At 66.5% G+C, this 26,548-nt stretch carries 18 protein-coding genes and 1 pseudogene; 10 read left to right on the top strand and 9 right to left on the bottom strand.

The genetic code is table 11. The features are described from left to right. Nucleotides 1–75 precede the first annotated feature (75 nt). Nucleotides 76–2,007: a S9 family peptidase gene (locus P8A18_RS15160; RefSeq protein WP_306055073.1), complete on the bottom strand. Its 1,932-nt coding sequence runs from the start codon at nucleotides 2,005–2,007 to the stop codon at nucleotides 76–78. A gap of 69 nt (nucleotides 2,008–2,076) precedes the next feature. Between P8A18_RS15160 and P8A18_RS15155 the strand changes: the two genes are divergently transcribed. Further along, entirely contained in the window at nucleotides 2,077–2,919 is an 843-nt protein-coding gene (locus P8A18_RS15155) for a class I SAM-dependent methyltransferase (protein WP_306055071.1), read from the top strand. A gap of 72 nt (nucleotides 2,920–2,991) precedes the next feature. Here the strand turns inward: P8A18_RS15155 and P8A18_RS15150 are convergent, their stop codons facing one another. Then, nucleotides 2,992–3,798 (bottom strand): SGNH/GDSL hydrolase family protein, encoded by an 807-nt coding sequence (locus P8A18_RS15150; RefSeq protein WP_306055069.1) that lies wholly within the window; start codon nucleotides 3,796–3,798, stop codon nucleotides 2,992–2,994. Nucleotides 3,799–4,200: 402 nt separating this feature from the next. Between P8A18_RS15150 and P8A18_RS15145 the strand changes: the two genes are divergently transcribed. From P8A18_RS15145 to P8A18_RS15125, 5 genes and pseudogenes are all read left to right on the top strand, one after another. Further along, nucleotides 4,201–4,611, top strand: a complete 411-nt coding sequence (locus tag P8A18_RS15145; RefSeq protein ID WP_306055067.1) for a hypothetical protein — start codon at nucleotides 4,201–4,203, stop codon at nucleotides 4,609–4,611. Between the two features lie 76 nt (nucleotides 4,612–4,687). Continuing rightward, nucleotides 4,688–5,362: an ABC transporter ATP-binding protein gene (locus P8A18_RS15140; protein WP_306055065.1), complete on the top strand. Its 675-nt coding sequence runs from the start codon at nucleotides 4,688–4,690 to the stop codon at nucleotides 5,360–5,362. Nucleotides 5,363–5,445: 83 nt separating this feature from the next. Next, on the top strand, nucleotides 5,446–7,677 hold the full coding sequence (locus P8A18_RS15135) for an ABC transporter permease family protein (RefSeq protein ID WP_371933774.1): 2,232 nt from the start codon (nucleotides 5,446–5,448) through the stop codon (nucleotides 7,675–7,677). A 617-nt stretch (nucleotides 7,678–8,294) separates the two neighbouring features. Beyond that, nucleotides 8,295–8,441, top strand: a complete 147-nt coding sequence (locus P8A18_RS15130; RefSeq protein ID WP_306055061.1) for a hypothetical protein — start codon at nucleotides 8,295–8,297, stop codon at nucleotides 8,439–8,441. 334 nt (nucleotides 8,442–8,775) lie between these two features. Beyond that, nucleotides 8,776–9,185 (top strand): annotated as a pseudogene (locus tag P8A18_RS15125) (very short patch repair endonuclease). 119 nt (nucleotides 9,186–9,304) lie between these two features. Here P8A18_RS15125 and P8A18_RS15120 read toward each other — a convergent pair. From P8A18_RS15120 to P8A18_RS15110, 3 genes are read right to left on the bottom strand one after another with little or no spacing between them, the layout of a single operon-like run. After that, nucleotides 9,305–14,341, bottom strand: a complete 5,037-nt coding sequence (locus P8A18_RS15120; RefSeq protein ID WP_306055059.1) for an FtsK/SpoIIIE domain-containing protein — start codon at nucleotides 14,339–14,341, stop codon at nucleotides 9,305–9,307. Further along, nucleotides 14,338–15,777 carry a hypothetical protein gene (locus tag P8A18_RS15115; protein WP_306055057.1) on the bottom strand — a complete coding sequence of 480 codons (1,440 nt, stop codon included), beginning with the start codon at nucleotides 15,775–15,777 and terminating at the stop codon, nucleotides 14,338–14,340. Before P8A18_RS15115 ends, P8A18_RS15120 begins: the two co-directional genes overlap by 4 nt. Next, the gene (locus P8A18_RS15110) at nucleotides 15,777–17,609 is read right to left on the bottom strand and encodes a hypothetical protein (RefSeq protein ID WP_306055055.1); all 1,833 of its coding nucleotides are present in this window, start codon (nucleotides 17,607–17,609) and stop codon (nucleotides 15,777–15,779) included. Before P8A18_RS15110 ends, P8A18_RS15115 begins: the two co-directional genes overlap by 1 nt. Before the next feature lie 128 nt (nucleotides 17,610–17,737). Here P8A18_RS15110 and P8A18_RS15105 point away from each other — a divergent pair. The 3 genes from P8A18_RS15105 to P8A18_RS15095 all read left to right on the top strand — a co-directional run bounded on the left by P8A18_RS15105 (nucleotide 17,738) and on the right by P8A18_RS15095 (nucleotide 21,173). Next, nucleotides 17,738–18,921 (top strand): IS3 family transposase gene (locus P8A18_RS15105; protein WP_306053333.1). Its coding sequence is split into 2 segments (ribosomal slippage): nucleotides 17,738–18,025 and nucleotides 18,028–18,921, totalling 1,182 coding nucleotides; the frame shifts between segments, so codons are not numbered across the junction. Between the two features lie 381 nt (nucleotides 18,922–19,302). Then, nucleotides 19,303–20,448 (top strand): DNA cytosine methyltransferase, encoded by a 1,146-nt coding sequence (locus P8A18_RS15100; protein ID WP_306055053.1) that lies wholly within the window; start codon nucleotides 19,303–19,305, stop codon nucleotides 20,446–20,448. Nucleotides 20,449–20,624: 176 nt separating this feature from the next. Beyond that, a complete protein-coding gene (locus tag P8A18_RS15095) occupies nucleotides 20,625–21,173 on the top strand; it encodes a hypothetical protein (protein WP_306055051.1) in 549 nt (182 codons plus the stop codon). On the opposite strand, the gene P8A18_RS15090 is transcribed toward P8A18_RS15095, so the two are convergent. Continuing rightward, nucleotides 21,130–21,921, bottom strand: coding sequence for an IS5 family transposase (locus P8A18_RS15090; protein WP_306055049.1), 792 nt, complete (start codon nucleotides 21,919–21,921; stop codon nucleotides 21,130–21,132). The genes P8A18_RS15095 and P8A18_RS15090 overlap by 44 nt on opposite strands. Nucleotides 21,922–22,565: 644 nt before the next feature. Between P8A18_RS15090 and P8A18_RS15085 the strand changes: the two genes are divergently transcribed. Next, complete coding sequence (locus tag P8A18_RS15085; RefSeq protein ID WP_306055047.1) at nucleotides 22,566–23,384, top strand: SPDY domain-containing protein; 819 nt, start codon at nucleotides 22,566–22,568, stop codon at nucleotides 23,382–23,384. A gap of 255 nt (nucleotides 23,385–23,639) precedes the next feature. Here the strand turns inward: P8A18_RS15085 and P8A18_RS15080 are convergent, their stop codons facing one another. The 3 genes from P8A18_RS15080 to P8A18_RS15070 all read right to left on the bottom strand — a co-directional run bounded on the left by P8A18_RS15080 (nucleotide 23,640) and on the right by P8A18_RS15070 (nucleotide 26,170). Continuing rightward, nucleotides 23,640–24,020 carry a hypothetical protein gene (locus P8A18_RS15080; RefSeq protein ID WP_306055045.1) on the bottom strand — a complete coding sequence of 127 codons (381 nt, stop codon included), beginning with the start codon at nucleotides 24,018–24,020 and terminating at the stop codon, nucleotides 23,640–23,642. A gap of 108 nt (nucleotides 24,021–24,128) precedes the next feature. Beyond that, entirely contained in the window at nucleotides 24,129–25,880 is a 1,752-nt protein-coding gene (locus P8A18_RS15075; RefSeq protein WP_306055042.1) for a relaxase/mobilization nuclease domain-containing protein, read from the bottom strand. Beyond that, nucleotides 25,877–26,170 carry a plasmid mobilization relaxosome protein MobC gene (locus P8A18_RS15070; RefSeq protein ID WP_306055040.1) on the bottom strand — a complete coding sequence of 98 codons (294 nt, stop codon included), beginning with the start codon at nucleotides 26,168–26,170 and terminating at the stop codon, nucleotides 25,877–25,879. Before P8A18_RS15070 ends, P8A18_RS15075 begins: the two co-directional genes overlap by 4 nt. Nucleotides 26,171–26,548 lie beyond the last annotated feature (378 nt).

Here is a 26,548-nt window from a genome sequence, read left to right as displayed (position 1 = left end):
CCACGGTACGGTCCCCGCTCCGGCCGGACGGAGCGGGGGCTCCCGAAAAGCCGCCCCTTATCCGGGCCTTACGCCCTACGCCTCGCCCACCGCCTCCCCCCGACCGGGCACCCCGGCGTCCTCGTGACCGGCCGGGTCCGTCGGCTCCGCCGGGGCGACCGGGTCGCCGGGCCCGGCGGGCGAAACCCCTGCCAGATGGCGCCGCGTGAAGTCGAGCTCCAGCCGGACCTGCTTGATCCGCTCCTCCACGACCAGCGAGCCGTGCCCCGCGTCGTACCGGTAGACCTCGTGCACCGCGTCGCGCGCCTTCAGCCGGTCCACGTAGTTCTCCACCTGGCGGATCGGGCAGCGCGGGTCGTTGACGCCCGCCGAGATGTAGACCGGCGCGCGCACGGCATCGACGTACGTCAGGGGCGACGAGGCCTCGAACCGCTCGGGCACCTCCTCCGGCGTCCCGCCCAGCAGCGTGCGGTCCATCGCCTTCAGCGCCTCCATCTCGTCGTGGTACGCCGTGACGTAGTCCGCGACGGGGACCGCCGCCAGCCCGAGGGCCCAGTCGCCGGGCTGCGTACCGAGACCGAGCAGAGTGAGATAGCCGCCCCAGGAGCCACCGGCCAGGACGAGCTTCGCCGGGTCCGAGAGGCCGGACTTCACCGCCCACTCCCGCACCGCCGCGATGTCCTCCAGCTCGATCAGCCCGACCCGGTGCTTCAGCGCGTCCGTCCACGCCCGCCCGTAGCCGGTCGAGCCGCGGTAGTTGACCCGGACGACCGCGTACCCGTGGTCCACCCAGGCGGCCGGCCCGGCCGCGAAGGCGTCGCTGTCGTGCCAGGTGGGGCCCCCGTGGATCTCGAAGACCGTGGGGAACGGCCCCTCGGCCGGGGCCGCCGGACGCTGGACGAGCGCGTGGATCCGGCCGCCGGGACCGTCCACCCAGACGTCTTCGACCGGCACCGAGGCCGGTGCCTTGGCCCCCGGCGGGTCGAGCACCACCGCACCGGTCGTGGAGCGGACGACGGGCGGCTCGGCCGCCGACGACCACAGATACTCCACCGACCCGTCCGGCCGGGCGGTTGCGCCCGAGACCGTCCCGGTGGGCGTCTCCACCCGCACCAGCGCGCCGCCGGCCGTGGCGGGCTCGTACCGCCACAGCTCGCTGCGGGCCTCGAAGCCGTGCTCGATCAGCAGCGCGGAGCCGTCCGGATACCACTCGGCGCCCACATCGCCCGGCAGGTCGATGGCGAGATCCGTCTCCGTGCCCGCCACCGGGTCCCAGATCATCGGCTCCCAGCGCCCGCGCCGCTGGTGCCCGACCAGCAGCCGGGGGTCCCCGTCGACCGGCGCGAAGCCGAGGACAGCGAGACCCAGCTCCTTCGTACCGCCCTCGGTGTCGTCCAGCTCCGCGACCGTCGTCCCGTCCGGCCGCACCACGCGCAGCGCGGAGTGCATCGCGTCCCCGTGCTCCGTGTGCTCCAGGGCGATCAGCGTCCCGTCGTGCGACAGGTCACCGACTCCGGCCGACTCGCGGTGGCGGTAGATCTCCACCGGGGCCGCGCCGGGCCTTACGACATGGACCGTCGTGCCGTCCTCGTCCGTCGAACGGCCGATCACCGCCGTGTTGTCGTGGCCGATCGCGAGACCGGCCGGGTAGGACGCTTCGAGGCCGGGCGCGGCGGGCTCGACCTCCACGTCGACACCGCCGCGGAACGGCCGGCGCAGCCACACCCCGAACTCGTCCCCGTCGGTGTCGTTGAACCACCACACGGCCTCGCCGTCCGGTGTCAGCGTCCCGTCCGTCGTCCCGTTCGGCCGGTCGGTCACCTGGCGCTGCTCCCCGGTCGCCCGGTCCCACGTGTACAGCTCATAGGTCCCCGTCGCGTTGGAGACGAACAACGCGCGGTCCGGCGCGTCCTCGGCCCACTCGGGGAGCGATACCCGGGGAGCCCGGAAGCGCTGCTCCCACGGCGGGACGGATGCGGTTGTCGACGAATCAGTGGCCTCAGTCATGTCCCCATTCTGCGTCGGACGGCCGACAATCCGTTCGCCTCGTCCGCAGCCTGTGGATAACCTCGCGGGATGTCCACTGCTCCGATACCTCCCGTACCTCCCGACTGGCGCGAGGCCAACCGCAAGATGTGGGATGAGCGTGTGCCCATCCACGCAGGCAGTGACTTCTACGACCTCGATTCCTTCCGCGCGGGCAAGGACGCCCTCAGGCCCTTCGAGGTGGCCGAGGTCGGAGAGGTGACGGGCAGGACACTGCTGCACCTCCAGTGCCACATCGGCCTCGACACGCTGTCCTGGGCCCGGCACGGTGCCGCCCAGGTCGTCGGCCTGGACTTCTCGGAACCGGCCGTCGAGACCGCCCGCTCCCTCGCCGGGGAACTGGGACTCGGCCCCGAGCGCGCGGCCTTCGTCGCCGCCGATGTGTACGACGCGGCCCAGGCGGTCCCGGACTCCTCGTACGACATCGTGTACACGGGCGTCGGCGCGCTGAACTGGCTGCCGGACATCGACCGCTGGGCCGAGACGGCGGCCTCGCTCGTCGCGCCCGGCGGCTTCCTCTACCTGGCGGAGTTCCATCCGCTCACGGACTGCCTCGACGACGCGACGGGTTCGCGGATCGTGCACGACTACTTCAGCCGCGAGGCATGGGTGGACGAGACGCCGGGTACGTACGCGGACTTCGACGCGGCGACCGTCCACAACCGCAGCGTCGAGTGGCAGCACCCGGTGGGCAGTGTGGTGTCAGCGCTGGCCGCGGCGGGCCTGCGGATCGAGTTCCTCCACGAGCACGACGCGTCGCTCTTCGCCCGTTTCCCCGTCTTGAAACGTGGTTCGGACGACTTCTACCGCTACCCGCAGGACCGCCCCCGTATCCCCCTCATGTACTCGCTCAAGGCGACGCGCCCGGCATGACAGAGGCGCGGCGGCGCCCCGGAAGGAAACCGGAACGCCGCCGTGCCTCTGCTTGTGCTGCCTCTTCCCGCCTTACGCCGCGGAGCGGAACGCGGGCAGATAGCCGCCCGCCTGTCCCTCGGGCTTGGGGTGGTACGAGTTGCTGACGGGGATCGAGACGCTGTGCAGCCACGGGTCGCCGGAGCACAGCTCGTGCCCGGTGAACTCGTCCGCGACCCCGGAGAAGGTGAACCCGGCGTTCGCGGCCTGCTTGGCGATGACGCCGTTCAGCACGTCCGAGGCGTTGTTGATGGCCGTGCGCTCCTTGTCGGAGAGCCCGGCGATGCAGCTTCCGCCGATCTTGTAGAAGCGCGGGTAGCCCAGCACCACGACGTGGGCCTGCGGCGCCTTGGAGTGGATGGACGCGTACAGCGAACTCAGCCCGGACGGCAGAGTGTTGTTCACCTTCGCGACGGCAGCGTCCACGGCCGCGAGGCAGGCGGACTCGCCGGACAGCACGCAGTCCTGCATGACATTGGCGAACCCGACGTCATTACCGCCCGCGGTGACGCTCACCAGCGAGGTGGACGAGCTCAGCGCCCCGAGCTGGCCACTGGCCACGGTGCTCGTGGTGGCGCCCGAACAGGCGACGAAGGTGAACGAGGAAGGCGAGTTCGCAGCGGCCCAGAGGTAGGGGTAGGCCTTGGTGCTGCGCTTGCAGTCACCGCTGTCGGAAATGTAGCTTCCCGCGCCGACACCGGACGAGTACGAGTCGCCCAGAGCGACGTACCCGCCGGCGGCAGCCGAGGAGGAAGCCGACGCCGGCTGAGCCACGCCCAGAGCGGCAGCGGCGGCGAGGAGCAGAGTGGATGCGGACGCCCAGAATCTCCGTACTGACATAGCTGTCAGCCCTCCGAAGTGTGGGGGGTGGGTGGGGGGTTGATTGAGCGTCCCCTGTTCTAGCAGCTCCCGGTACCAGTCGGTAATAGCCTTGCGAGAAGCCGCCGGAATTGCCCGAATGATCGCTGACCACTCGTAGCTCCGCGCGTAGATAAACCCACAACTCCCCCTGAATCAAAGGTTTTACGACGGTCTGGTCATCACTTCACAGGAGGGCGAGGTCGGGCGAGCAGAGGCTGGACGGCCTTGCCCCGCCCTGAAGAGGCAGCGCACCGAGAGGTCGGGTCACCGATTTCTCGTGGTTCATCAGATGGGGGGAAGCGGGAGTGACTTCATGGATCAAGCAGCATTCTTGCGACTACTCTCAGTTACGTACGATTGTGGTGCTCACTTGGAGGAAGCGTGCGAAAACTGGCAACAGCGGCGGTAGCCGCAGCGTTGTTCGTCGGAGGTATGGGAGCTGCGGTCGCTGGAGCTTGGCACCCCATCGAAGAGCTGCATACCACTGGTGCGGCCTTTGCGAACGGTTCCTATAAGTGGGAGCCTCGCGGGCTCAACCACGGCGGCTTTCATCTGAGAGGGGATGCGTCCGACACAACAAGGAGTGACGGCAACAACGTCTACGTGCAGACGAGGGTGGAGGGATACGGCTGGAATCGCTTCAACGGCGAGCAAGGAAAGGTCGTATCCCTCAACAAGATCGTCTACGACGGCGCGGCGCAACTAACCAAGGAGGCCTGGGTGCGAATGTGCCGTGACAGAGGCTCGATCCACCCCGACAACTGCTCTGTGACCAAGCATTACAAGCGTTAGCTGGCCGGACGGCTGTCTGCACTCCGCTATGCCACAGGCCAAAACGGCCTCCAGAGACAGAGAGGTGCGGTTCACCATGCACGCCATCCTTCGCGCGACAGACGTGGAGCTGTTCTACGGCTCGCAAAGGGCTCTGTGCGGAGTGGACTTCACGCTCGGCGCCGGTGAGGTCTGTGCGATCACCGGCAGTAGCGGTTCGGGGAAGTCCTCGCTGCTCTACTGCTTGGCCGGCGTCCTGGCGCCGACCCGCGGCGAAATCCTCTTGGACGGAGTGCCGCTGCACAGCCTCGATGACGACGAACTCAGCACGGTACGCAGAGAACGGTTCGGCTTTGTCTTCCAGTACGGAGAGCTGCTGCCGGAGCTGACCGTGGAGGAGAACGCGGCTCTGCCGCTCCGACTGGCCGGCCGACGCAAGACGAAGGCGCTTGAGGTGGCCGGCGAGGTCCTGGGCCGGTTGGGCCTTGCCGAGCTGCGACAGCGCAGAACGTCGCAGATCTCCGGAGGCCAGAGTCAACGAGTCGCGGTGGCAAGGGCTCTCGTCCACCGGCCGGACGTCATCTTTGCGGACGAGCCGACAGGCGCCCTGGACAGCGCGAACGCTGAGGCTGTACTGGAAGAGTTCCTGACTCTCGCGCGGTCCCAGGGCACTGCCGTGGTCATGGTGACGCACGATGCCTCGGTGGCCGCCCGCGCGGACAGCCAGTACATGATGGCCGACGGGTCCCTGGCCAGGCGGGCAGCCGTGTGAGCTCGCGCTTCGGGATCACGTTCCTGATCGGACTGCGACTTCTGCGGGGCACCGGCCGTGCGGGGAAGGTGCGCTTCCTCCTGATGTCTCTCGGCTGCGCGCTGGGCGTCGCCTGCCTTGCCGCGGTTCTCACCATCCCCGCCATCCTTTCGGCCCACGACAGCCGTGCGGCAGCACGCGAACCGCAGCCGGTGAGCGGGGTTCTGCACGCCCGATCGACCGAGGACACTGTCTTCCTGATTCGCCAGGACCCCTACGGCGCACAGCCGTTCACCCGCGTCTTCCTCGGCCACCCGGCGGGCCGGCCCTCGCCTCTCCCGCCCGGCATCGATCATCTGCCGGAGCCCGGCGAGGTGCTCGTCTCCCCGAGATTGCGCGAAGCCCTCACCGAGCGACCCGGCCTCGCCGGCCTCGTTCCCGGCCGGATCACCGGAACGATCGGGTCCGACGGTCTCACAGGCCCCAACGAGCTGTATGCCTACATCGGGCGTTCGCCGGGTCAACTTCCGGACTCCGCACGTCCGCTGGGCGGCTTCGGCTCCGCCTGGGCACCAACGCCCGCCGTCGACTCCTCCACCCTCGACATCCTGCGATTCACCCTGACCTGCGTGGTGCTGCTGCCGCTGGCCGTCTTCCTGTCCGTGTGCGCCAGGCTCTCGGCCGAGGCCAGGGCGCGCAGACTGGCCGCGCTGCGGCTGCTGGGACTCGGCGTGAAGGGAACCCTGCGGGTCAACGCCGTGGAGACGGTGGCCGCTGCCGTCATCGGAGCGGTGCTCGGCGTCGCCGCGTATGCCCTGGCCAACGAAGCGCTCGCTCGGATCGGACTGCCCGGTCTCCAGTGGTATCCGCCCGACGGGCGGCCCACTGCTGCCGTCCTCGCCTTCTGCCTACTCGCTTGCCCGCTCCTGACCTGGCTGGTCGGACGCAGCCGTGCCCGCGAGGCTGCCCTCCGCCCGCTGCAGGTGCGTCGAGGCGCGCAGCCCGGGCCCCCGAAGAAGTACGGCATGCTCCTGCTCCTGCCAGGACTCGGTGTCCTCTGCGGCTACTGCGCACTTGGAGCCCTCGGCCGCGACCTCTCCGGCGGGCCGGCCAACGCGGTGCTCGTCCCTGTCGGCGTCCTGCTGACCGGGGCCGGTCTCGTTCTCGCGCTCGCGCCGACGACGGCCTGGCTCGCCCGCCGCCTTGCCGGCAGTACTCACTCGCTCCCCCTGGCCCTCGCCATGCGCCGCAACGAAGTGGAACCCGGAAGCTCCCTGCGTGTGGTCACCGGTCTCGTACTCCTTGTCTACGCGGCTTCCCTCGCCCAAGGCGTCCTCGTGGAACTCGCCCACATCAGCCGCCCCGCCTCTCCCACCCAGGAGTACGCTCTCCCACTCAGCGACCTGGACGACGTACAGCGTGCCCGTATGCGTCAGGTCGAGGGCGTCCGGGCACAGGCCGTCACCATGGACTCCTGGATGGCCGAGGTCGACTCCAACATGCCACGCATCACCGCCGTGGTCGCCGACTGCGCCCAGCTCGCGGCCTTCACCGCTGTGCCACCCCGGGGCTGCGTGGACGGCAGGATCCAACGCCTGACCGACTCCGACGTGGCTGATGACCTCAATGCACAGCCTGGTCGCACCTATCCGTTCCTCCTGCGTGCAGATGGTGAGCAAGGCACGAGAACACAGAAGTTCCGCATCACCCTGCCACCCGACCACCTCGTGATCCGGGCCCGCCAGCCCTCTGCCCTCGTCGGCGCGGACGTCCGTATCCCGCCGTCCGCACTCCCGCCCGGCATGAGGCCCGCAGCGGGCCGGTTCCTCCTGATGTCGAGCTCGGCGCCGGAGACCGTACGGACAACACTCGACGGCCTCGGTGCCCTCGCTCCCACCGCAGAGATCGAGGCGTTGGGAATCAATGTCGAGGGCCTGCAGCAGATCGCCGTCATCAAGAGTCTGCTCGGAGCCGGAATGGTCCTCGGTCTCGTCATCGGCGTCGCCGCCTTCGCCGTGTCCGCCGCCGACCGCGCCATGGAACGCCGAGGCCGACTCGCGATGCTCAACCTCCTCGGCGCCCGGCCCCTGACGGTCCGCGCGGCCCAGTGCATTCAGGTACTGCTCCCGCTCGCTGTCGGCCTCGTCGGCGCCCTGGTCGCCGGACGCCTCGCCGAATCCAGCTACCTGATCACCGGAGGCGGCACCGTCCACTGGGATGGTGACGGCCTCCCCATCCTCGCGATCTCCACCACCGGAATCCTGCTCACAGCCACCCTGGCCTCACTTCCCCTCGCCCGCCGCCACGTCGACCTCGAACACATCCGACGCGACTGACAGGGCGGCGCGGCCGGGCCGCACACGCGGCTTCCAAAGGCCGCGACCGTTCCCGGAATGCACCCGGAAACCACTCAGGGGCATGATCCGATTTCTCGGATCATGCCCCTGACCTGGTGTTTCAGCTGTCGGGGTGGCGGGATTTGAACCCACGACCTCTTCGTCCCGAATGAGGGTCGGTTACCGATCTTGCCAGGTGCGATGGTGTTTTCCCTAGTCAGAGGGTCGGTCTGTCGTGGTCTCGGGTGGTCTCAAAGGGGGTGGGGGAGCGGGTTGGCTCCCAGATGGCTCCCAGCGAGACCTTAGGCGATGGCTGCTGAGTCCGCGTTTCGCGCCGTGCACGGAGGCCGACGAGGCGAGCAGTTCGACATTTGGCTGAGCCACGCGGAGCTGGCCCAGCATTCTGCAGCAGGTGACCACGCGACATACGGCGCATGGAACAAGCTTGTCAGCCCCTGACCTGCCCTGGAACAGGGTCCGCGCTATGTCCGTTAACCGTCGCAATCCTTGGTCGCGTCTGCGGATCTACGTGTCAAAGAGGGTGATGCTCATGGGCTGCCCTGATCGCCGGACCTGTTGGCAGCGCAGCCCTACCTGGAGCCTGGCAGACTGCGATTGTGATACGCGAACCAGCAGAACTGCAGATCGATGACGACGGCCGCGTGTCCCTGCCGCTGGGGCTCCTCGCGGAGGCGGGCCTGGATGCAGCGGGCCGAATCCTGGCGTTCAGCGACGGCGACGGGCGCATCGTGCTGCAGCGATAGGTAGACGTCTTCAAGGCACTGCTGCACGACGGGACTATGTGAGTGGAGATCCCGCTGCCGCGAGGCCACTCCCGTTGCAGCGATCGGGGATTGTCGGTGCGCGGCCGCGTGGGGTCCGCGGGTGCGAGGTTTGCGATCGCCCTTCCTCGCCACAGGGAAGCACCGAGAGTAGAGCTGGACGGACAGTAACGGGTCTTCGCAGGCGGGACGCCCCGGAGGAAGCTGTCTCTGAGCTGTGGGAGATATGGGAGAGCAGAAACTACCAGAAGGACTGGCCGAGCAGTGGACACCGCCGGAGGGGTCGTGGGCGTCGTCGGCCGCGACCCGGCGGAGCATGGTCGGCAACCGGAGTCGTGATACTGCGCCCGAGCTGCTCCTCCGCTCGCTCGTCCACGCTGCTGGACTGCGCTACCGGGTAGCGGCTAAGCCGCTCCCGAAGATGCGCCGAACAGCCGACATGGTCTTCCGCCCTGTGAAAGTCGCAGTCTTCATCGACGGCTGTTTCTGGCACGGCTGCCCGGAGCACTTCGTCATGCCCAAGACGAACCAGCCGTACTGGGAAGAAAAGATCGGCCGGAACATCCAGCGCGACCGGGACACAGACGACCGCCTCGCGAAGGCTGGCTGGTGCTCCGTTTCTGGGAACACCTCGAACCAGAGGCGTGTGCTGCCACTGTCATTGAGGCTGTGGCAGCACGGCGACAGGAAGGCCAAGCCTCGAAGCATCCGAGGAAGACCTCCTGACCGTCGCGTCGCTGGAGGCAGAGGTCAGCTGAACTCCGCAGGGTTTAGCGAGAAGAGCTCGTACCGGGGGCCGTCTTGGCCTCTGCGAGATGGAGTTGATCAAGCAGGGCGAGACCTGGTCAGCTCCCGTCATAGGCCACCTGCAGTCGCGTGGTGCTCTTAGCCGTGTGCAAAAAGGCGTCGCCCTGTCCGGCCAGAGCTTCGGCTCCCGTCTCGTCCAGAATGATGCGGCTGTCGGTCGCTGTCTTGACGCGCAGGGCGAGTTGGGCAGGGAAGTTGGAGCGGATGGTCGTAGAGATGACGTCCGCACTCGGTCGCTGCGTGGCTGTAATGACGTGGATGCCCGCAGCGCGGGCTTTCTGCGTCAGGCGCTTGAGCAGCGCTTCGATCTGCTTCTTCTCTTCGGGATCGCTAGTGAGATCGGCGTACTCATCAAGGACGATGACGATCCAGGGCTTTCGATCTGCCTTGTCGACCTTGGCGTTGTACTCGACGAGCTTGCGTGTGCGGATCGCCTTCATGTCCTTGTAGCGCACGGCCATCTCTTCGACGGTTTCCTCAAGGATCTCGATGGCGTCGGCAGCGTCCATACCGATCACGCCGTCAAGGTGCGGGTCATCCTCGAAGTCGACAAGCTCGGTCCCCTTGGGGTCAACGAGGCGGAGTCGCAGGGTGCTCTTGTCGTACCGGACCAGGCCCTTGAGGATCGTATCCAGCGCGACGGACTTTCCTGATCCGGTAGTGCCGGCCACCAGCAAGTGCGGTGAGTCTGCGGAGGAGAGGTCAATGGTGACCGGGTTGCCCTCGATGTCGGCGCCCAGCGGGGCGATGAGGCTCTCGGGATTGGCCGGGCACCGCAGCCACAGCGCCTTGGCGTCGACCCCGTACTTCTCGTCGTCGATCTTGGGGATCTCGAAGAGCACGGAGCCGCGGTCGCTGCGGGCACGAATGCTGAACCCGGAGGGGAGCGCCAGGGCCAGGAAGATCTCGTCGCGTCGGTTGGTCAGCTTGTCCACGGTGACCCCAGGATTGGGGATGAACCGGAAGATATAGAAGCCGGGTCCCTCCTGCCACTTGCCGACCTCCGGTGCGGTGACCGCGACCTTGTGGCGGGCAAAGACGTCAACGATCTTGTTGTATCGAAGCGCCAGCTCCTCCTCGGAGAGCCCACCGCGGGAAGTCTTCAGAGGTGCAGGACCTGCCTCTGGGGCAGGGTGACGCGCAAGTACCGCGCCTGGCGCAGCTGTTAGAGCGGCCGCCCCGCCGGCCTCGGCAGATGCCGTTGTTTCTTCCAGAGTGGGCGGTTCGGCGGAAAGGCCCACAGAGGAGGTTTCGACGGCAGTGTCAGCGGCATTCATGGTCCCGCTGAGGTCTCCAGAGACAACAAGGGGATCGGCGTTGGTGGGGTCCTCCTTGGCGCGTAGAGCGCCGATGAGGTTCAGCAGTTCCCGTTTGTTCAACCTCACTAGGGTGTGCCTGCCGAGGCTTCCGACCGCGGGTGCCGACTGATCGTCCTCTGCCGAGATAGCCACGGCAACGCCAGTGACGTGGCCGAGCTGGACATCCTCGGAGCGTAGGGCATCAAGGACCTTCGCCTCGACCTGGCGGTGGTCGTCATTACCGAGCAGGGTACGAGCTGGAAGGTCTTCGGCCTGCGTGGTCTTTCCACTGGTCTGAGCGATCGCGGCAGCAAGCTCGTCCAGCCAGAAGGGGCGGTCGTGGCGAGCTTCGCCGTCCGAACGGAAGGCGTCCCTACACAGGTCAGTGGTGCGGTTGAGCTGTTCCTCAGCCGAACCGACGTCGAAGGTCTGGCGGAACTTGGACTCGGCGACCAGGATATCCAGGCGAACAGTGCCGTCATCCTGGACCGTCAGCACAAACCGGCCGAGGTCGGCACGGGTCTTGTGTCCGCGGCCGAACCAACGGTGGTGCTCGTCGAAGCTGATCCACGTGACCAGGCTCGTGCCCTGCCTAGAGACGGGAAACTGCTGGTCGATGACAAACCGCGTGGCTACCAGGCCGACGACTTCGTTGACCGTAGTGCCAATGCCGAGGGAGCGCAGCACGGCGCCAGGGGCCACGTTGCGGCCGACCTCGTAGATTCGTTTAGCGGTGCTTTCCGAGTCCTGTGGGGTGACGACACCGATCTGCTCAAGGCGGCGGCACAGTCGCTGAACGACGAACTGCCGACCGGTCTGCGAGCTGACAATGAGGGTGTAGGACTCGTTCTTGCCGACGCTGGGCTTGACGAGGATGACGTCAGGGCGGTTGCGCAGGGCGTCGATTTGCTCACGGCCGATGAAGCTGTCGAGAGTGACGACCCAGTGGGCCACACGGTGCAGGGTCTCGAACAGGTTCTGGTGCTGGTCGAACTGCACCTGCATCTCGAAGTAGTCGATGCCGTCGACGCTCTCCCGGGAGACCGGGGAACGGCGGTCGTAGCGCACGCACAAGGTCGACCAGGACTCAAGAGTTTCGTCGGCGGTCTCAGGCAACAGCGCTCTCACGACGTTCTCGCTGGTCTGAGCCAGGTTGTGTGAGGCTGGGTGCTTCCAGGGGTTGAAGTAGCCCGACAGGGACTCCTTCTTGGTGCTCTCCTTCATACTGGTCTGCGTGCCGAACAGTGCCGGCGCCAGAGCGAGGTCGATGGTGTCCTCCAGCCCTGACAGGTCTGCTTCCTGGTCGGGCTCCCATGCCTGAAGGATCAGTTGGACGTCGGGCAGGAAGCTGTCGTCGGACATCTCCGTACCGGAGAACTGCAGGTCGAAACCCTGGATGATCTCGTGGTGGGTGGCCTGCGGAGCCAGTACAACCAGATCAACTTTCAGACGAGGGTTCTTGGCCCGCATCTGCTTGGCCACGCGCATCGGTAGGACAGGGTCGCCGTTGCGGTCCAGAAGCAGTACGCGCAGCCCATCAAGCTTGTGGGGGTAGGTCGTCAGGTAGTCGGTGATGACGCGGACCATCTCGTCGATCGCGGTCTCGTCGACGCTGGAGAGCCAGTCCTTGGACTCGTTTCCGCCGTAGCGGACCGGTGCGTACTCCTCGTGCCCGGCTGACTCTCGCATCGGAATGGCAATAGTGCCGCCGGGGCCGACGAGGACAGCAGGTGTCCCGTGTGGGGAGATACGGTCAATGGCGTCGAAGAAGAGCTCCTCGTTTTCCTGGTTGAGGCTCAGACCTCCCTCCTTGTTCAGGGCGGTCTCGATGCTGTCAGCAGCCTCCTCGTAGTTCTTTGCCAGCCAGCGCAGCTTCAGCGGGTGAGTGGCCAGCATCATCATGCGGTGGTCGGCAAGCCCGACAACATCGGTCAGGACGACAGCCTCGAGGTCTGCGTTCGGAGCGTTGTCGGGAACCAGGGTGGTGCGAGCTTCGCGGAGCACGCCTTCCCACTCGCGTACGTAATCGTTGATCTTCCCGGCGTCAAGCCCGTCGCAGAAGCGGCTGAAATGCTCCAGCCTGAGGCGCTCCAGCTGACTGGCAAACTGCGATTCGGAAACAGGCAAGGGTTCGTCGGCCTGCCACTGCCGGGGGTCATTGAACCTTTCGAGGAAGGTGTCAAAGGTCAACTTACCGGTCTGGCCAGGGGGAGTTTGCCAGCCGTGTATGAGAGCCGCCAGCGCGATCTGCCCCGGGATGCCAAGAGGGTCCCAGCGAAAGCGTCGCTGGGCGCCGTCCATCTCGACCAGGATGCGCAGCGGGGCCCACTCCGTGTTCGGATCGAACGGCTCGTCCTCCTCCGGGAGGGGCGGCTTGGTCAGGTCCAACAGGCACTTCTTGACGTCCAGAGTCAGGCGAAGACCGGTGGATTCCCGGATGTCATCCAGGGTGTTGGCGTACAGGAAAGCAAAGAGCCAACGGCTCCACCGCCCAACTTCCTGGTTGCCTTCCAGCCCGACGACGACGGAGCCTTCCTCTTCATCGGAGAAGTAGGTCAGCTCGCGCAACAGGGCACGCAGTGGGTCCTGGACGAACTGAGAGTCCGGAAAGGCAAGCTTCTCGACTTTGCGGCGCGACCGCTTGGACAGCAGGTCGGCCAGAGGCTCCGCCCCGCCGATAGGAGCCTCGTCAAGGAAACGCTGTGCGGCTTCCTGATCTCCGAGGTCGAGTGCATCTTCGATCACCATGGCGTCGAACTCGTCGACCCGATCTGCGTCGGCCTTCTCGATCTCCTGCCGGACCTGCTGGCCCAGGCCGATCTTCTTGGACTTCTGCTCGAAGACTTCCAGCCAGAGGGTCAGGTCCTGCTCTCGGCGCAACTGACGAGAATCCTGCGGAGTGGAGCCACTGCGATTGAGGTTGAGTACGAGGCCGCGCATGAGCTCCTTGGCAGTCTCGGAGTCCGTGCCGACGTGGTCCAAGGACTCCGCACTGAACTCGGTCGCGCTTATGCGGTCTATCAGGTCGTCCTCGGTGATCTCCTTGCCCGTGGGCTGCTTGAAGGCACTTACCGAGACGTTCTTCTTGATCCGAGTGGGCAGCGCGGCGGGCTTGACGAAGAGTCCTCGGTCTGGGAAGAGATCAAGAGCCGGCAGGGCAGCAGAGATCTCCGGGTAGACCACGTCAGGGGTGCGGACCTGAGTTGCTGCGACCTTCTGCGCAGTGTCGACCAGGAAGGCTGCCCAGCGGTGCAAGGACCGGGGCTCCTCATCGGTGACGGCACCCCAGATCGCCGGCAAAACGGTGCCCATCGCGGCTGGAACAGTGCCGATACCCCCAGCTTCCCGCCATGCTTCCGCCATGAATCTGTCGAACCCACGCTCGCCGGAGGAGTCATGGTAGTTGCCCAGGATCGTGGCATCGTTCAGGGCGTTCATGGCCGCCAGCCCCTGTGCGTCCGGAGACTGTCCCCACTCGAAGAGCAACACCGCCCTGCCCTGTCCTGAATTTCGCCACTTGGTCAGCTGGTCCTGCGGTTCCAACAGGTAGTCAGCAGGGACACCTTCGATTGGCTCTGAGGTGCCGACCTTGACGACAACCTGACGGTCCGGCGAGCCCAACAGCTGACGGGCAGTGCGGCGGAGAGCCTCGGCCACGGTCGGTCGGTCGAAGCCGCTGACGCGCAGGACGGCGCGGGCCCCGTTGGCCTCAGTGACCTTGCGGAGTGCTTCGTCGGCGACGAACCGACCGAGCGCTCGGATGCTGCTGTCGGTCACCGGGGCTCCCCTCGAACCATGCTGGTTGCATCTGAATATTGAGTGAGCAGACCAATAGCGGCGAGTTTCTCCCGGAACGCCTTGCCATTGTGGTCAAGGACCGATGGGTCGACCTCGTAGGCCAACGGGCTCGTTGCCGCGACCTTGTCCTCCATCACAAGCCCATACCTCTCGTACAACAGCGTGCAGAACTTGTCGAACTCCATCTCCGCTTCCTGAGCGACGGTGGCGGAGACCAGAGCCTCGAGCATCGGGGGCTTCATGGTGAAGTGTCGGCGCCCGGCTGTCGCGTTCAAGGCTCCAACAGCGGCGAGAGTCTCGCTGAAGAACGCTCGGGGTGAGGCGACCGCGGTGCCGCCTTCCTTCAAGAATCTCTCGTAACGGCGTTTTTTACCCTCGTCGCCTTCGGCTTCGCCGATCATTACCTGGGCCTGGACATTGATAGCTTTGACGATGTCGTTGCGGAAGCCAGCGAGGTTCTTCTGCGACTCCCTGCGCAGCGGGGTTGCCTCGTTGCCGAAGTCCAACAGGATCGACTCGCGGTTGGTGGCACCGAGCTTGGTGCGTGCGAGGTGGAGCTGATGGCGTGCCAAGCAGTAGGGGACCCAGTGCATGAGGCTCTCAGTGCGCTTGGCCCTCGGGACCGTAGCGATCCGAGTGACGATGTTGCAGGTCCCCTCCCTCAGCAGATCAGGCCACGGGCTGAGCTCCTCATACAGCTCGATTTCTGTGTCTGAGCCCTCCACGGGAGCTTCGTCGTAGTCGAAGTCGTGCGCGCTGAGGGCCTTGGCGAGATTGCCCAGCGGGGTTTCGCTGTCCTGCACGAGGTCGCTCAGGCCCTTCCGGGTCGCTTCCTTGCGGTCAGGATCGAGGTCGGCACGAAGGGCTTTGTAGGCCCAACTCCCACCATCGCGAAAGAGGTAGCGCTCGATACTAGGAGCGTTGATTCCGACAGCGACTTTGGTGGCCTGCTTGCGCTTCTTAGCGCTCTTCTTGGCATCGATTTGCTTGACTCGTCGTTCGACTGCGTCGTAGTGGATGAGCTCACCGACGAACGGATAGATGTGCGCGCCGAACCAACTGGGCTGGCTGCGACGCCCTGGGATCTCAACCAACAGGGAGGAGAACAGGGCGTGGAGCGTTTCCATCGTCTCGGGAGAGTCCAGCTCGACGGCCTTGCCGAGTTCTTCAGCGCCCTCGACTATGCGGGCCTTGGTCGCGATTCGCCGGGCCAGGTCGTGCGAGGTTCTCTTGTAAGCCGTGCCGGCTCCGTTGTCCAGGAGCCCTGCGAACTGCTCCGGGTCTTCCTGATGCGCCAGGTAGACGCCGCGGGCGATCGCGAGCATCTCAAGCGGGATGTAGAAACCGCGGCCCTGCTGTTCGAGATTCACCCCAAAGAGGCGAAGGACGACCTCGGCCTTGGAACGATCAGCCATTACGCACGCACCGACCTGATCTTGTCGCCGACGTCGATCATGAGTTTTTGCATGACGTTGCCCACCAGTACCTGGATCTCGTCGTCCTTGTTCGACGAGTCAGCCAGCTCAGCCAGGGATCCACTCAGGCCGCGGATCTCTGCCTCGTGCTGCACCTCGCTGCGCAGGCCCGCGGCCCACCGCGTCAACAACTCGAAACGCAGGAGGTCCGCTTCCACCGAGACTGCGTCCTGGTCAGGGGCGACGGCTGGGATACGGATGTAGATGGCCCGGTTGAGCCACTCGACGGCGTTCCGCATCTCGGGGGTGGTGCTCGTGCCGGCTTCCCTTTGCCACTGGGTGACCTGGTCGACCACCTCGACGCCCTTGCTGGGCACTCGCCGGGAGACCACGGCCGCGCGGGCGCGGTGTGTGAAGAAGGCGGGGTCAAGTACGAAGAAGTCAGGGTTGCTCGCTGCCCGGTGAATGCCCTGGACGGCCTCCAGACCCTTGAGAAATAGGTCTCGCACTCTGGTGTCTGCCGGGTCCCGGTTCTTGTCCTGGACACGCACAAAGTCGTCTCCGGCCTGCAGACCCATGCGGGCGAAACGGTCCGTGTCGTCGTCACTGTTGAAGAAGTCGGCTCGCCGCAGGAACGTGTACAGGCCCCGCAACTGTTCGGCCTGCTTCTGGGCGTCCCGATTCGTGCGGACCTTCTGCAGGTAGCTGCTGGCGTCCGCGGGAGGGAAGTCGCCTGCCGTGTCTGGGTCCAGCCGGTCGTCGACCTGGCGACGGGAGACCCGGCCCGGGTCCAACTTCCGTAGCGCGAAGAAGGCAGGAACCAGGTGGCGCTGTTGCTGGCTCAACCGGTCGCCGAAGAGCGCTTGGTGGTACAGGTGGGGAGCTTGCCACTGCCGGTTCGAATGCGATCGCTGGTACCTGGTGTGGACGTCATCGCAGGACAGGCCGCCGGTGAGCATGTAGCTGGTGACCGACAGTGCCTGACGTGTGGTGATTACGGCCCCGGTCCGCTCGGCCGCAGCGAACATGTCCCGGATCGCGGCCCGCCGCTGAGGCCCGCGGGTGGGATCACTCAGTTCGTTGCGGTTGGCCAGAATCGGGCAGACCGTGCGTGCATCACAGGTTTCGCACCGCTTCCACCGCGATGACTGGGTCGTTGTCCACTGCTTCAGGACCCAAGGGATGAGCCCGCCGTTGGAACCGTCCGCCGCTACGGACTGGTAGTTGAGGTTGATGACGGTCACTGCACCATCAGAATCACTGACCTGCCCGCGAACTATGCCCTCCGTGAGGGTCTGCACCAGAACCTTGGCACGTCCCGTGCCAGCTTTGCCAAGGTTGTCATCCTCGGCGACGCACTTGCGTAGTTGGCCCTCGTTCGCGCAGATGATCGCGATGCCTTTGTCCGGAGGGTCGAGAAGCTCCACGAGCTTGTGAGCACCGGCCTGCGGGCTGAGCTCGCTCAGATCGCTGAGGATGTACAGCGGGCGTCCGCTACGGGTCCGGCCGACAGGGCGGCTCGCGCCTTTTGCCTCGGACAGGCTGAGGAAGACCGCCTTCCGGACATCTGGCGTGATCGGCTCGTCACCGGCCCGCAGTTTGCCCAGAAGGCTGGCGCACAGGCTCGTCTTGCCATGCCCGGCGTCTCCGGTGAGAACGATGGTCTTCGTGGCCTGTCGCTCGATGACGTTCAGCAGGTAGTCCAGTGTCACGACCGGGAACTGTGGCTGTGTCCAGTCTGCCTGCGTCTCATAGACCATCTCAGAGGTGGCGACGTCGAACGGCTGGTAACGACGAATCCGGTCGACGTGCTTGTTGACCTCTAGCGGCATGCTGCTGTCCTTCGTCGAGCGAGCTCGGAGCTGCAGAATTTTAGCTGCCAGTTGGTCTGACGGGACTGCTGCACGGATAGGTGACACCTGACCTGGCTTGCTGAGAGGCGGCCTGGAAGGATGTTGCAGTGCCCAAGCCGTATCCGAAAGAGTTCCGCGAGGACGTCGTGCGGGTCGCACGCAACCGCGAGCCCGGCGTCACGCTGGAACAGATCGCCGCCGACTTCGGCGTCCACCCGATCACGTTGTCGAAGTGGCTGCGCCGCGCCGACACCGACGAGGGCGGCGCCAAGCCCGCGCCGGTGTCGGGTGAGTCGGCCGAGCTGCGCGAGGCCCGTAAGCGCATCCGGCTCCTGGAGCAGGAGAACGAGGTACTGCGCAGGGCTGCGGCGTATCTGTCGCAGGCGAACCTGCCGTCAAAATGATGTACCCGCTCGTCCGCGAGCTGGCCGCCGCCGCTGCCCCTGACCGGGTGCCGGTGGCGGTGACGTGCCGGGTGCTCAATCTGGCCCGCCAGCCCTACTACCGGTGGCTGGCTTCACCGGTCACCGACACCGAGAGGGCCGAGGCATACCGGGCCGACGCCCTGTTCGACGCGCATCGCGACGACCCGGAGTTCGGACACCGTTTCCTGGCCGACGAGGCCCGGGCGGCCGGTGAGGCCATGGCCGAGCGGACCGCCTGGCGGATCTGCCGCGACAACCGCTGGTGGAGCGCGTTCGGCAAACGCCGAGGCCGAGGCAAGAACACCAAGGCCGGCCCGCCGGTCCACGACGACCGGGTCCGGCGGGACTTCACTGCTGCCGGGCCGAACCGGCTGTGGCTGACGGACATCACCGAGCACGCCACCGGCGAGGGCAAGCTCTACCTGTGCGCGGTCAAGGACGTGTACTCCAGCCGCATCGTGGGCTACTCCATCGACGCCCGGATGAAGTCCAGCCTTGCCGTCAAAGCCCTGGAATCCGCCGTCGCCCGCCGCGGCCAGGTCGCTGGATGCATCGTGCATTCCGACCGAGGGTCGCAATTTCGTTCCCGGAGGTTCGTTGCCGTTCTCGCACGTCACAGCATGATCGGATCGATGGGCAGAGTCGGTGCCGCCGGCGACAACGCGGCCATGGAAAGCTTCTTCGCGCTGCTGCAGAAGAACGTCCTCGACCGCCGCACCTGGGCCACCCGCCAGGAACTGCGGATCGCCATCGTCACCTGGATCGAGCGCACCTACCACCGACGCCGGCGTCAGAAACGCCTGGCCCGATTGACCCCCATCGAGTACGAAGCCATCATGACCCCACCCGCAGCCCTGGCTGCATAGAACCCGCTGTCACCTACGCGTGCAGCAGTCCCAACAGTAGGTCAAATGTTGTGACTCGGCTTGAAAATTCTCCTGGCTTGACTCCGGTCCCCGTGAAGGTGTGCAGGCGTTGGTCTCGCCTAGGCCGCAGGAGCAACAGGGGCGCAGGGCGATGGTCGTTGACGAGCTTGTTCAGGGGTTGCGGAACCGATGTGAACGGCACGTCAGTCGATGCGTAGGTGCCGGTCCGCAGCACGTGATCACCCTTGATCGAGTACGATGACCGCTCGTTCCGCCGGTTCTACGAGCAAGTGCAGATGGGGGTCACACGTGGGTGAGCGACACCCCTTGCGGGCCAAGCGGCGGCCAAAGTTTGAGGAGGGTTTCGGTTCCCTGCGAGTCGTGGACCTCTTCGCCGGCTGCGGTGGCCTCACCCTCGGTATTGCCCAGGCAGCGCACAGGCATGACGTCTCGCTCGATGTTCGTCTCGCGGTTGACTTCGAGGCTGCCCCCACCAAGGTCTTCAAGGCAAACTTTCCCAAGGCCAACGTCCAACAGGGGACCGTCGAATCCTTCTTCGATGGTGACCTTGGCGCCTCGTTGACCGCTCAGGAGAAGAAGACTCTATCCACGGTGGGTGAGGTAGAGCTCCTGATCGGCGGGCCACCGTGTCAGGGGCACAGCAACCTCAACAACCACACCCGCCGCGATGATCCCAAGAACCGGCTGTACCTGCGTATGGCCCGGGCCGCAGAGGTTTTGCGCCCTAGCGCAGTCGTCATTGAGAACGTGCTGGCCGTTGTCAACGACAAGCAGCAGGTGGTCTCCCGCGCCATCGTTCACCTCAAGAGGCTTGGATACGATGTCGCCACAGGTCGTATCGACCTGCTCAAGCTCGGGGTCGCTCAGACACGCAAGCGCCACATACTACTGGCCATCCGCGAAGACGCGCTGCCTTTTGGGTTCTCGGCTGCTGACTTGCTGAAGGTCGAGGATCGCATTGCCGTACCGCATGACCTGCGTTGGGCGATCGGTGACCTGCTCGACGTTCCCGCCAAATCATTCTTCGATGAAGCTGCCGTACCCAACGCGGACAATCAGCGGCGTATGAAGTACCTCTTCGAGAATGATGAGCATAATTTGCCGAACGGAGAGCGCCCCGAGTGCCACCGCGGCGAGCACAATTACACCTCTATGTATGGCCGTCTATGGTGGGATCGTCCGTCTCAGACCATTACCAGCGGATTTGCCACGATGGGGCGCGGACGCTTTGTTCACCCTGCTGTTCCTCGATGCCTAACCGCCCATGAGGCCGCGCGCATCCAGGGCTTCCCGGACTACTTCAAGTTCGTGGACGAGAGGGTCAAGCCTCGCTATGAGTTGACTCGCACCGAGGTTCAGGTAATTATCGGCAACGCCGTGCCCCCACCCCTGACCGAGGCGCTGACCTCCAGACTCTTCGATGCTGAAGTTCTGCAGGCGAAGAGCGGCGCGTCTCGGCAGCGCAATGACGACTTCGCTACCGCTGCTGTAGATCTCGCCTGCTGAGCCTCCAACGAACTAGTGTCCGTCCGAAGACGCCCTGGCGGGCCAGTTGCCCCCTGGGGGCTTAGACGCTGTTGTCTTTCCGAGTTTGACGACTGTGTTTTTGCTGGTCAGGGGTAGGGGCGGCGTTGATGTGGGAGTGATGGGTCGTCGTTTCGTCGCTCTCGTGGAGGTCGCGGATGCCGTCGGTTGTCGGACTGCTGGAACAGCACGAGCTTGCCGCTCGTCGTCGTGTGGACGGGCTGCGTGAGGAAGCCGACCGTATCCAGGCCGAGCTTGCGATGGCCGAGCAGGAGTGGTCGGAGTGGACGGTCGCCCGCGAGCGTGTCGGTGCGGTGCTGTCCGCGCCGGGCGGTGACTCAGTCGGCGTGGTCGCCACCGACGTGCCAGAGGGTGCCGTGACGGAAGCCGAGGTGGAGGCGTCTGCGCCTCTGGTGGTGAAGGCGAGGTCACAGGTTGCGGTGTGGCGCGAGGGGCTGGACTGGACGGCACTGTCGGTGGACTACCAGCGCATCCTGGCCGCGATCGAGGATCGGGTCCGTCTCGGTCAAGGGCCGCTGACCTGTCAGGAACTGGCCGCCGCGTTCGGCATGGATGTGGTGCCGGCCAAGGTGGAGGGGCTGCGGTCGAAGGCGAAACGCCTGGTCGCGCGGGGCTGGCTGGCCGAGCCGGCACCGGGCCGGTTCACCCTCGCGCGGAGCGTGAGCGGGCCAGGCGGCGGGTCATGATCATGGTCATCGACCAGTAGATCATCGCCTCGGCGCTGCTGGTGGATCGTTCGAAGTCACGCACCAGGCGGCGGCTTCGCATCAGGTGCGCGAAAAGCCGCTCGACGATCCACCGCTTGGGCAGCACCACGAAGCCGCGCATGTCGTCGCTCCGCTTGACGATCGCCAGGACCAGCGCGAGGGCGGTCAGGCAGTGCTCGACGAGGCTGCCGGTGTAGCCGCCGTCGGCCCAGACGAGTTCCAGCCGGTGATGAGCGCCAGCCACCTGGGCGAGTAGTTCCTTCGCGGCAGCGCGGTCGCCGATGTCCGCGCTCGTGACCATCACGCCCAGCAGCAGGCCGAGGGTGTCGACCACCACGTGCCGCTTGCGGCCGTTGACCAGCTTCCCGCCGTCGAAGCCGCGGCTGTCGGCGCCGACGACGGCGTCCGCCTTGACGGACTGCGAGTCGATCACGCCGGCCGTCGGTTCCGCATCCCGGCCCGCTTCCTCGCGGACCCGGCCGCGCAGCCGGTCGTGGAACTCTCTGACCAGCGCGTGGTCGCGCCAGCGGCGGAAGAACGCATAGACCCGGTCCCACGGCGGGAAGTCGGCCGGCATCGCCCGCCACTTCGTTCCGTTGTCGACCAGATAGCGGATCGCATCCAGTATCGCCCGGTGGCAGTACGCCTCCGGCTGCCCGCCCCGACCTCGCATCCACCCCGGCACCGGCAGCAGCGGCCGGACCACGGCCCACTCCGCGTCCGTCATGTCCGAGGGATACCGCCGAACACGCTCTGGATGGTCGGCCGCATTCCCGAACCGGTGAGCGACACAATCACACGACAGAGCAGCCGAGTTGAACTTCACCGACGCGAGCACGTACAACTGCGGCAACAGGGTCTCCTGGATCTCGGTTGGCTTCGCAACCCCGAGCTACCAAGAGGCCCTGCCTTCATGCCCACAGCCGGCCACGGTCACCCGAACGAGACTCCCGTTCGACGCCCACCCCTCACGATCGGAACGACAACAGCTACTCAGGGGCGTGGTCAATTGGCCACCGGGCTGCCACGGTGCGTGAGAATTGGCCACGGGATCTGGGATCCCACAAGCGTCGCCCGTGGCCTAGTTCGCCGGGGGGCAGACAGGAAAGAGCCACGAAAGACTGGCCAGCGAGTGCAGAGGGATGTCAACGTAGACGACCTCCCAGAACCCCCAGTTCAGAGCATTGATCGGCGCGCCTGCGGCTCCCCTGGGCGCAGCTTCTCCACTCGTTCTATCTAGCTGGCGGCGCGACGCCGACAGAGGGCTCGGGCGCCTACCGCCCGAGGTAGCCGTCGCCATGAACCGGCAGCCCTCCCGTCCAAGCGCTGCCGCGCCACGTTGCCGGCGACCAGTACACCCGAACTCGGCCCTTGGAGGCACTCCTGAATTCGCACTACCCGTTGGATCCGTCCTTTGCGGCTGGCGCTCTTCCCGCGTACTGGGTCAGCCCCCGACACCTAGCCGGCGATGACGGTCGTCTCTGCGATGTCGTCGCAGACAGCCTCACCGGTCTGGGCTGGATGAGCCTGACAGCCGTGCGAGGACGGCGAGACTTCGATGAGCTGGGAGATCACCAGGTGCTGCGCAGCACCGTTCTGCACATCAGTCCCGACGCCCTTCGGTGGGCACAGTGGATGCTGGCGGACGAGCCGTTCCACCTCGGTGGCCTGCCGGTCGCGTGGCAGGTCTCGGCCCGCTCGGACACCACCAGTTCGCTCGCGGACTGGTCCGCCTACTTCACCCCAGGCGTACCGGGAGAGGCCATCACCGAGTTTCTCCTGGCGCTCGACCAGTGCAGCCAGCCCACCACCTTGTACGACGGTCCCGAGGTGGTCCTCGCTGCGGCCGCCAGGCACGGTTGGCTCCGCGACGCCGACCAACCCCACGCGGCGGCGATGCACCCCACCTTCACCGCCCGCCTCAGCCTCGGTGAGGTGCCGCCCCTCATCCAGGATGCCGACCCCAGCGTCCTGACCGCCGAGGGGGACGGGCAGGTGGCGATGGGCTGGCAGGCGTGGGCTGAGCCTGCAATGGGGGCTCCGTACCTGTGGGCCGCCTCATTCAGCGCGAGCGTGCCTCACCGTCTGGTCGCCGCGTTCGCCTCCTCGCTCAGCTCCACGGCACCGGTACTGCGCCGGGTGCTGCCGGAAAGCACGCGGGACCAGCTCCTGTGTGCCCCCGCCAGCTGAGAAGCGCCCCCCGCGTAACAAAGCCGGGCCTCCCGTCTGGGCGGCCCGGCTTTGTGCTGCTCTAGCAGGTCTTGTGTGCAGCGGACTCGTGGCTGCTGAGGCGGGATCGTGTCAACACTGGGTGCTATGTCCCGCTTGCTGGCACCGCTGAGCGACGGTGCCTATCTGATCTCTCGTCGCTCCGATCGCTGAGGCTGGCAGACACTCCGGCCAGGCCGATTCCTCGCCCTGGTCGAACAACGACGCGGCCCTTCGTCAGAAGGTGTTGGCGGTGAAGGGACGCGAGGGTATGGCTACGAGGTCGAGCAGGCGGTTGAACTCCGTCCGGTCCTCTTCGCTCATGAGCTCGTGGGCGTTGCCGAGATTCTTCACGGTGAGCTGCTGCATGAACGGGGCGAGGAAGCGCTGCAGTGCTTCCGGGGCGTCAGCCCATGTCTGCCGGTGCTTCACGAAGCGCTTGAACTGCGCCTCAAAATCGAGGAACTCGCTGCGCGTCGCTGTGAGGACATGAGCCTGTTCTTCCTTACTGAACGGCCGTCCGTCGCGATGGCTCCACGTGTTGGTGTCGGCCCGGTACTTGAAGTCCGCGTCGGCGAGGAGGGCGATGATGTCGGGTCGGGAGGAGGTTGCGGTCATACGGGTGTGACGCTCCTTTTGGGATTGGATGGGGAGCATCAAGCGTCTGGAAAATCGCCGGTTGGGCTAACCGGCGATCGTCGGCTATGTTGCGCCCGTTTCCCCGGGTCAGTGCCTGCGGCTGGAGTGGTTCGACGCCTGAGCCGCGGGCGGTGTGGCGGTGGCCGGTGTCGGGATGCGCCGGCCGTCTCGGGTGCCTGCGGTCTGGAGGCTTTCGGGTGCTGCTGCGGGCAGGTGGGCGCTGCGGCGTAGGCGCCAGACGAGGACATCGCTGATGGAGTCGGCGCTGCCGAGCTCGCGTCGCCGGGCGGCGTCGGTGAGCAGTGCGGCGGGGTCGTGGCCCGCTTGGCGGGCGTCGGCGAGGGTGGCGGCCAGGGCGGGCCAGCCGGTCTCGGCCTGGATCCGTTCGGCGAGCTCTGGCAGTGCCTGGTGCAGGAGGTCGGCTTGCCTCTCTCGAATACGCGGTGCCATCCGCTGGCCTCGCTGGCGGAGGGTGGCGATGGGGTGGGCTGCGGCTGCCTGGTAGGCGGTGCGTAGGTGTTCGGCGGCTTGCTGGGCTGCGGCTGCCTGCTGGCTGTGGTGCCTTTTGGCGTGCCAGTTCGCTGCGGCGATGGCGAGGAAGATGGCCATGTCGATGACCATCGCCGTGGTGGCTCCGTCTTCGCCGCGGCCGAGTGCGGGGCCACTGTGGACGAGATCGTGGGCGGCCTGCCGGAGGGCGTGGTCGTGCCCGCGTACGGCGCGGACGTGGGAGCGGCTGGCCCGCTCGAACACGGACGCCGCCTCCCGGAGTTCTGCACGGGTGTGGGCCGCAGAGGTCTTGGCGAGCGCGTCCAAGACCTCACCCGCTGCGGCGATCTGCGCTGCCGCCGTGCCGTCGTCGCCGTGGTCGCCGTGGTCGATGATCAGTAGGGCCTGCCAGCCGGCGGCTGCCGCACGGCGCCGAGCGAACGCAGGATGGGTCACCTGCGGCAGGGCGGGCTGCGCCGGCTCGGAACCACCCTCGGAGACCGCCTCTGCTTGGAGGGACCAGCGTTCGCGGATGCGGGGCAGGGACAGGTCGGGTGCGAGGGTGGAGCCGGCATAGAAGACCGGCTCGTCGTCCTTGTTGCGGTCACCAGGCAGCGCGACCTTGTAGCCGAGCAGGTCGCCCGAGGGTGCGATCCGCTTGCGGATCAGAAGACCGCCGGCGGCCAGACGGTCGAAGAACTCATCTGTGGAGGCGGCGCCGGCCGACGCGCCGCGCACGGTCTCGCGCAGTTCCTCTCGCACCGTGCGCTCTCGCCCTTGGCGTTCGGCTTTGTGGCGCTCGGCGCTGGTGGGGCGTTTGGCTGCGGTGCCGTCGCCGGGGGTCACGCGGTGCAGGTCGTAGTCGGCTTCGATGAGACGGGCTTCCGCCTGGGCGCGCCGACCGGAGCGGTGGTGGTCGGGGCGGCGGCCGTCCTCGCGTACGAGGGTGGCGATGATGTGGATGTGGTCATCGGCGTGGCGGACGGCGGCCCACCGGCACCCGGCGTCGTCCGGGCCACCGGAGTCGATGCCGGTGGCGGCCACGATGCGGCGGGCGATGTCGCCCCACTCCTCGTCGCTCAAAATGCGGTCGGTGCGTGCCGCGCGGACGGAGCAGTGCCACACGTGATGGTCGGGCCGCTGGTCTGCGTCGAGGAGGTGCAGCGGCTGGTCGAGAAGCCGCTGGAGATCTTCCTTCGTCGCGGAGGGGTCGCGGCCGGGGTCAGGCGCCATGCCGTCGAAGGAGGCGACCAGGTGCGGGTCGACGTGCTCTTCGCGGGTGCCCTTGCCGTAGAGGTAGTTGAGCAGGCCGCGGGTGCTGCTGCCTTGCTTGTGGATGCTGGGGATCAAGTGGTCTCGTCTATCTGCCGGTTATTGATCCGCTCGACGGCCGCCTTGGTGGCGGTAGCCGCGCGGCGGACGTAGGTGAGGGTTTCCACGATGCGGGCGCTGTCGATATCGCCGCCCGAGTTGAGGGTCTTGGCCATCTGGTTGAGGTTGCTGCCGGCCCATCCGAGCTTGCGGCTGGTGGCGAAGAGCTCGGTGAGGATGTCGTGGTCGGCGGCGATGGTGGCGGCGGTGCGGGTCTGGTCGCGGGCGGCGGCGAGCGCGGAGTGGGCGAGGAATCCGGCGATACTCATGCCGACGGCATCGGCGCCGGCCTGGATGAGAGCGCGTTCGCGTTCGTTGAGTCGGACGCTGTGGGCGGGGCGCTGCTTCTTGTCGCGCGGGCGGGGTTTCCCCTTGGTCAGGCGCGTGTGACCGGCCTTACTTGGCTGCGAACCGCCCTCGGTCGCAGCCCTCCCGTCCGGCGCCCCCTGGCGCTGGTCGGGCCCCGCCACCCCTGGGGCGGGGGCGGGTTCGGACGTTCCCCCTGCGGGGGAGTGTCCGAACCTCCAACTTGCTCCGCTTTGGGCTGGTGTGGCTTGGGGCGCGTTCTGATGCTCTGGGCTGTGGGTGCACGAATCCTGCATGGAGAGCAGCTCCTGGTTGAGGGGAGAGGGCAGCGGACCAGGTCG

It is taken from the genome of Streptomyces sp. Mut1, from assembly GCF_030719295.1.
Lineage (GTDB): Bacteria > Actinomycetota > Actinomycetes > Streptomycetales > Streptomycetaceae > Streptomyces > Streptomyces castrisilvae.
The sequence above is the reverse complement of the archived record's forward strand: the minus strand, read 5'-3'. Positions and strand labels throughout refer to the sequence as shown.

Excerpts from the sequence above, each read along its gene's own strand:
- P8A18_RS15160 (WP_306055073.1), bottom strand. The coding sequence starts at position 2,007 with ATGACTGAGGCCACTGATTCGTCGACAACCGCATCCGTCCCGCCGTGG.
- P8A18_RS15155 (WP_306055071.1), top strand. The coding sequence starts at position 2,077 with ATGTCCACTGCTCCGATACCTCCCGTACCTCCCGACTGGCGCGAGGCC.
- P8A18_RS15150 (WP_306055069.1), bottom strand. The coding sequence starts at position 3,798 with ATGTCAGTACGGAGATTCTGGGCGTCCGCATCCACTCTGCTCCTCGCC.
- P8A18_RS15140 (WP_306055065.1), top strand. The coding sequence starts at position 4,688 with ATGCACGCCATCCTTCGCGCGACAGACGTGGAGCTGTTCTACGGCTCG.
- P8A18_RS15135 (WP_371933774.1), top strand. The coding sequence starts at position 5,446 with ATGTCTCTCGGCTGCGCGCTGGGCGTCGCCTGCCTTGCCGCGGTTCTC.
- P8A18_RS15115 (WP_306055057.1), bottom strand. The coding sequence starts at position 15,777 with ATGGCTGATCGTTCCAAGGCCGAGGTCGTCCTTCGCCTCTTTGGGGTG.
- P8A18_RS15110 (WP_306055055.1), bottom strand. The coding sequence starts at position 17,609 with ATGCCGCTAGAGGTCAACAAGCACGTCGACCGGATTCGTCGTTACCAG.
- P8A18_RS15095 (WP_306055051.1), top strand. The coding sequence starts at position 20,625 with ATGCCGTCGGTTGTCGGACTGCTGGAACAGCACGAGCTTGCCGCTCGT.
- P8A18_RS15090 (WP_306055049.1), bottom strand. The coding sequence starts at position 21,921 with ATGACGGACGCGGAGTGGGCCGTGGTCCGGCCGCTGCTGCCGGTGCCG.
- P8A18_RS15080 (WP_306055045.1), bottom strand. The coding sequence starts at position 24,020 with ATGACCGCAACCTCCTCCCGACCCGACATCATCGCCCTCCTCGCCGAC.
- P8A18_RS15070 (WP_306055040.1), bottom strand. The coding sequence starts at position 26,170 with ATGAGTATCGCCGGATTCCTCGCCCACTCCGCGCTCGCCGCCGCCCGC.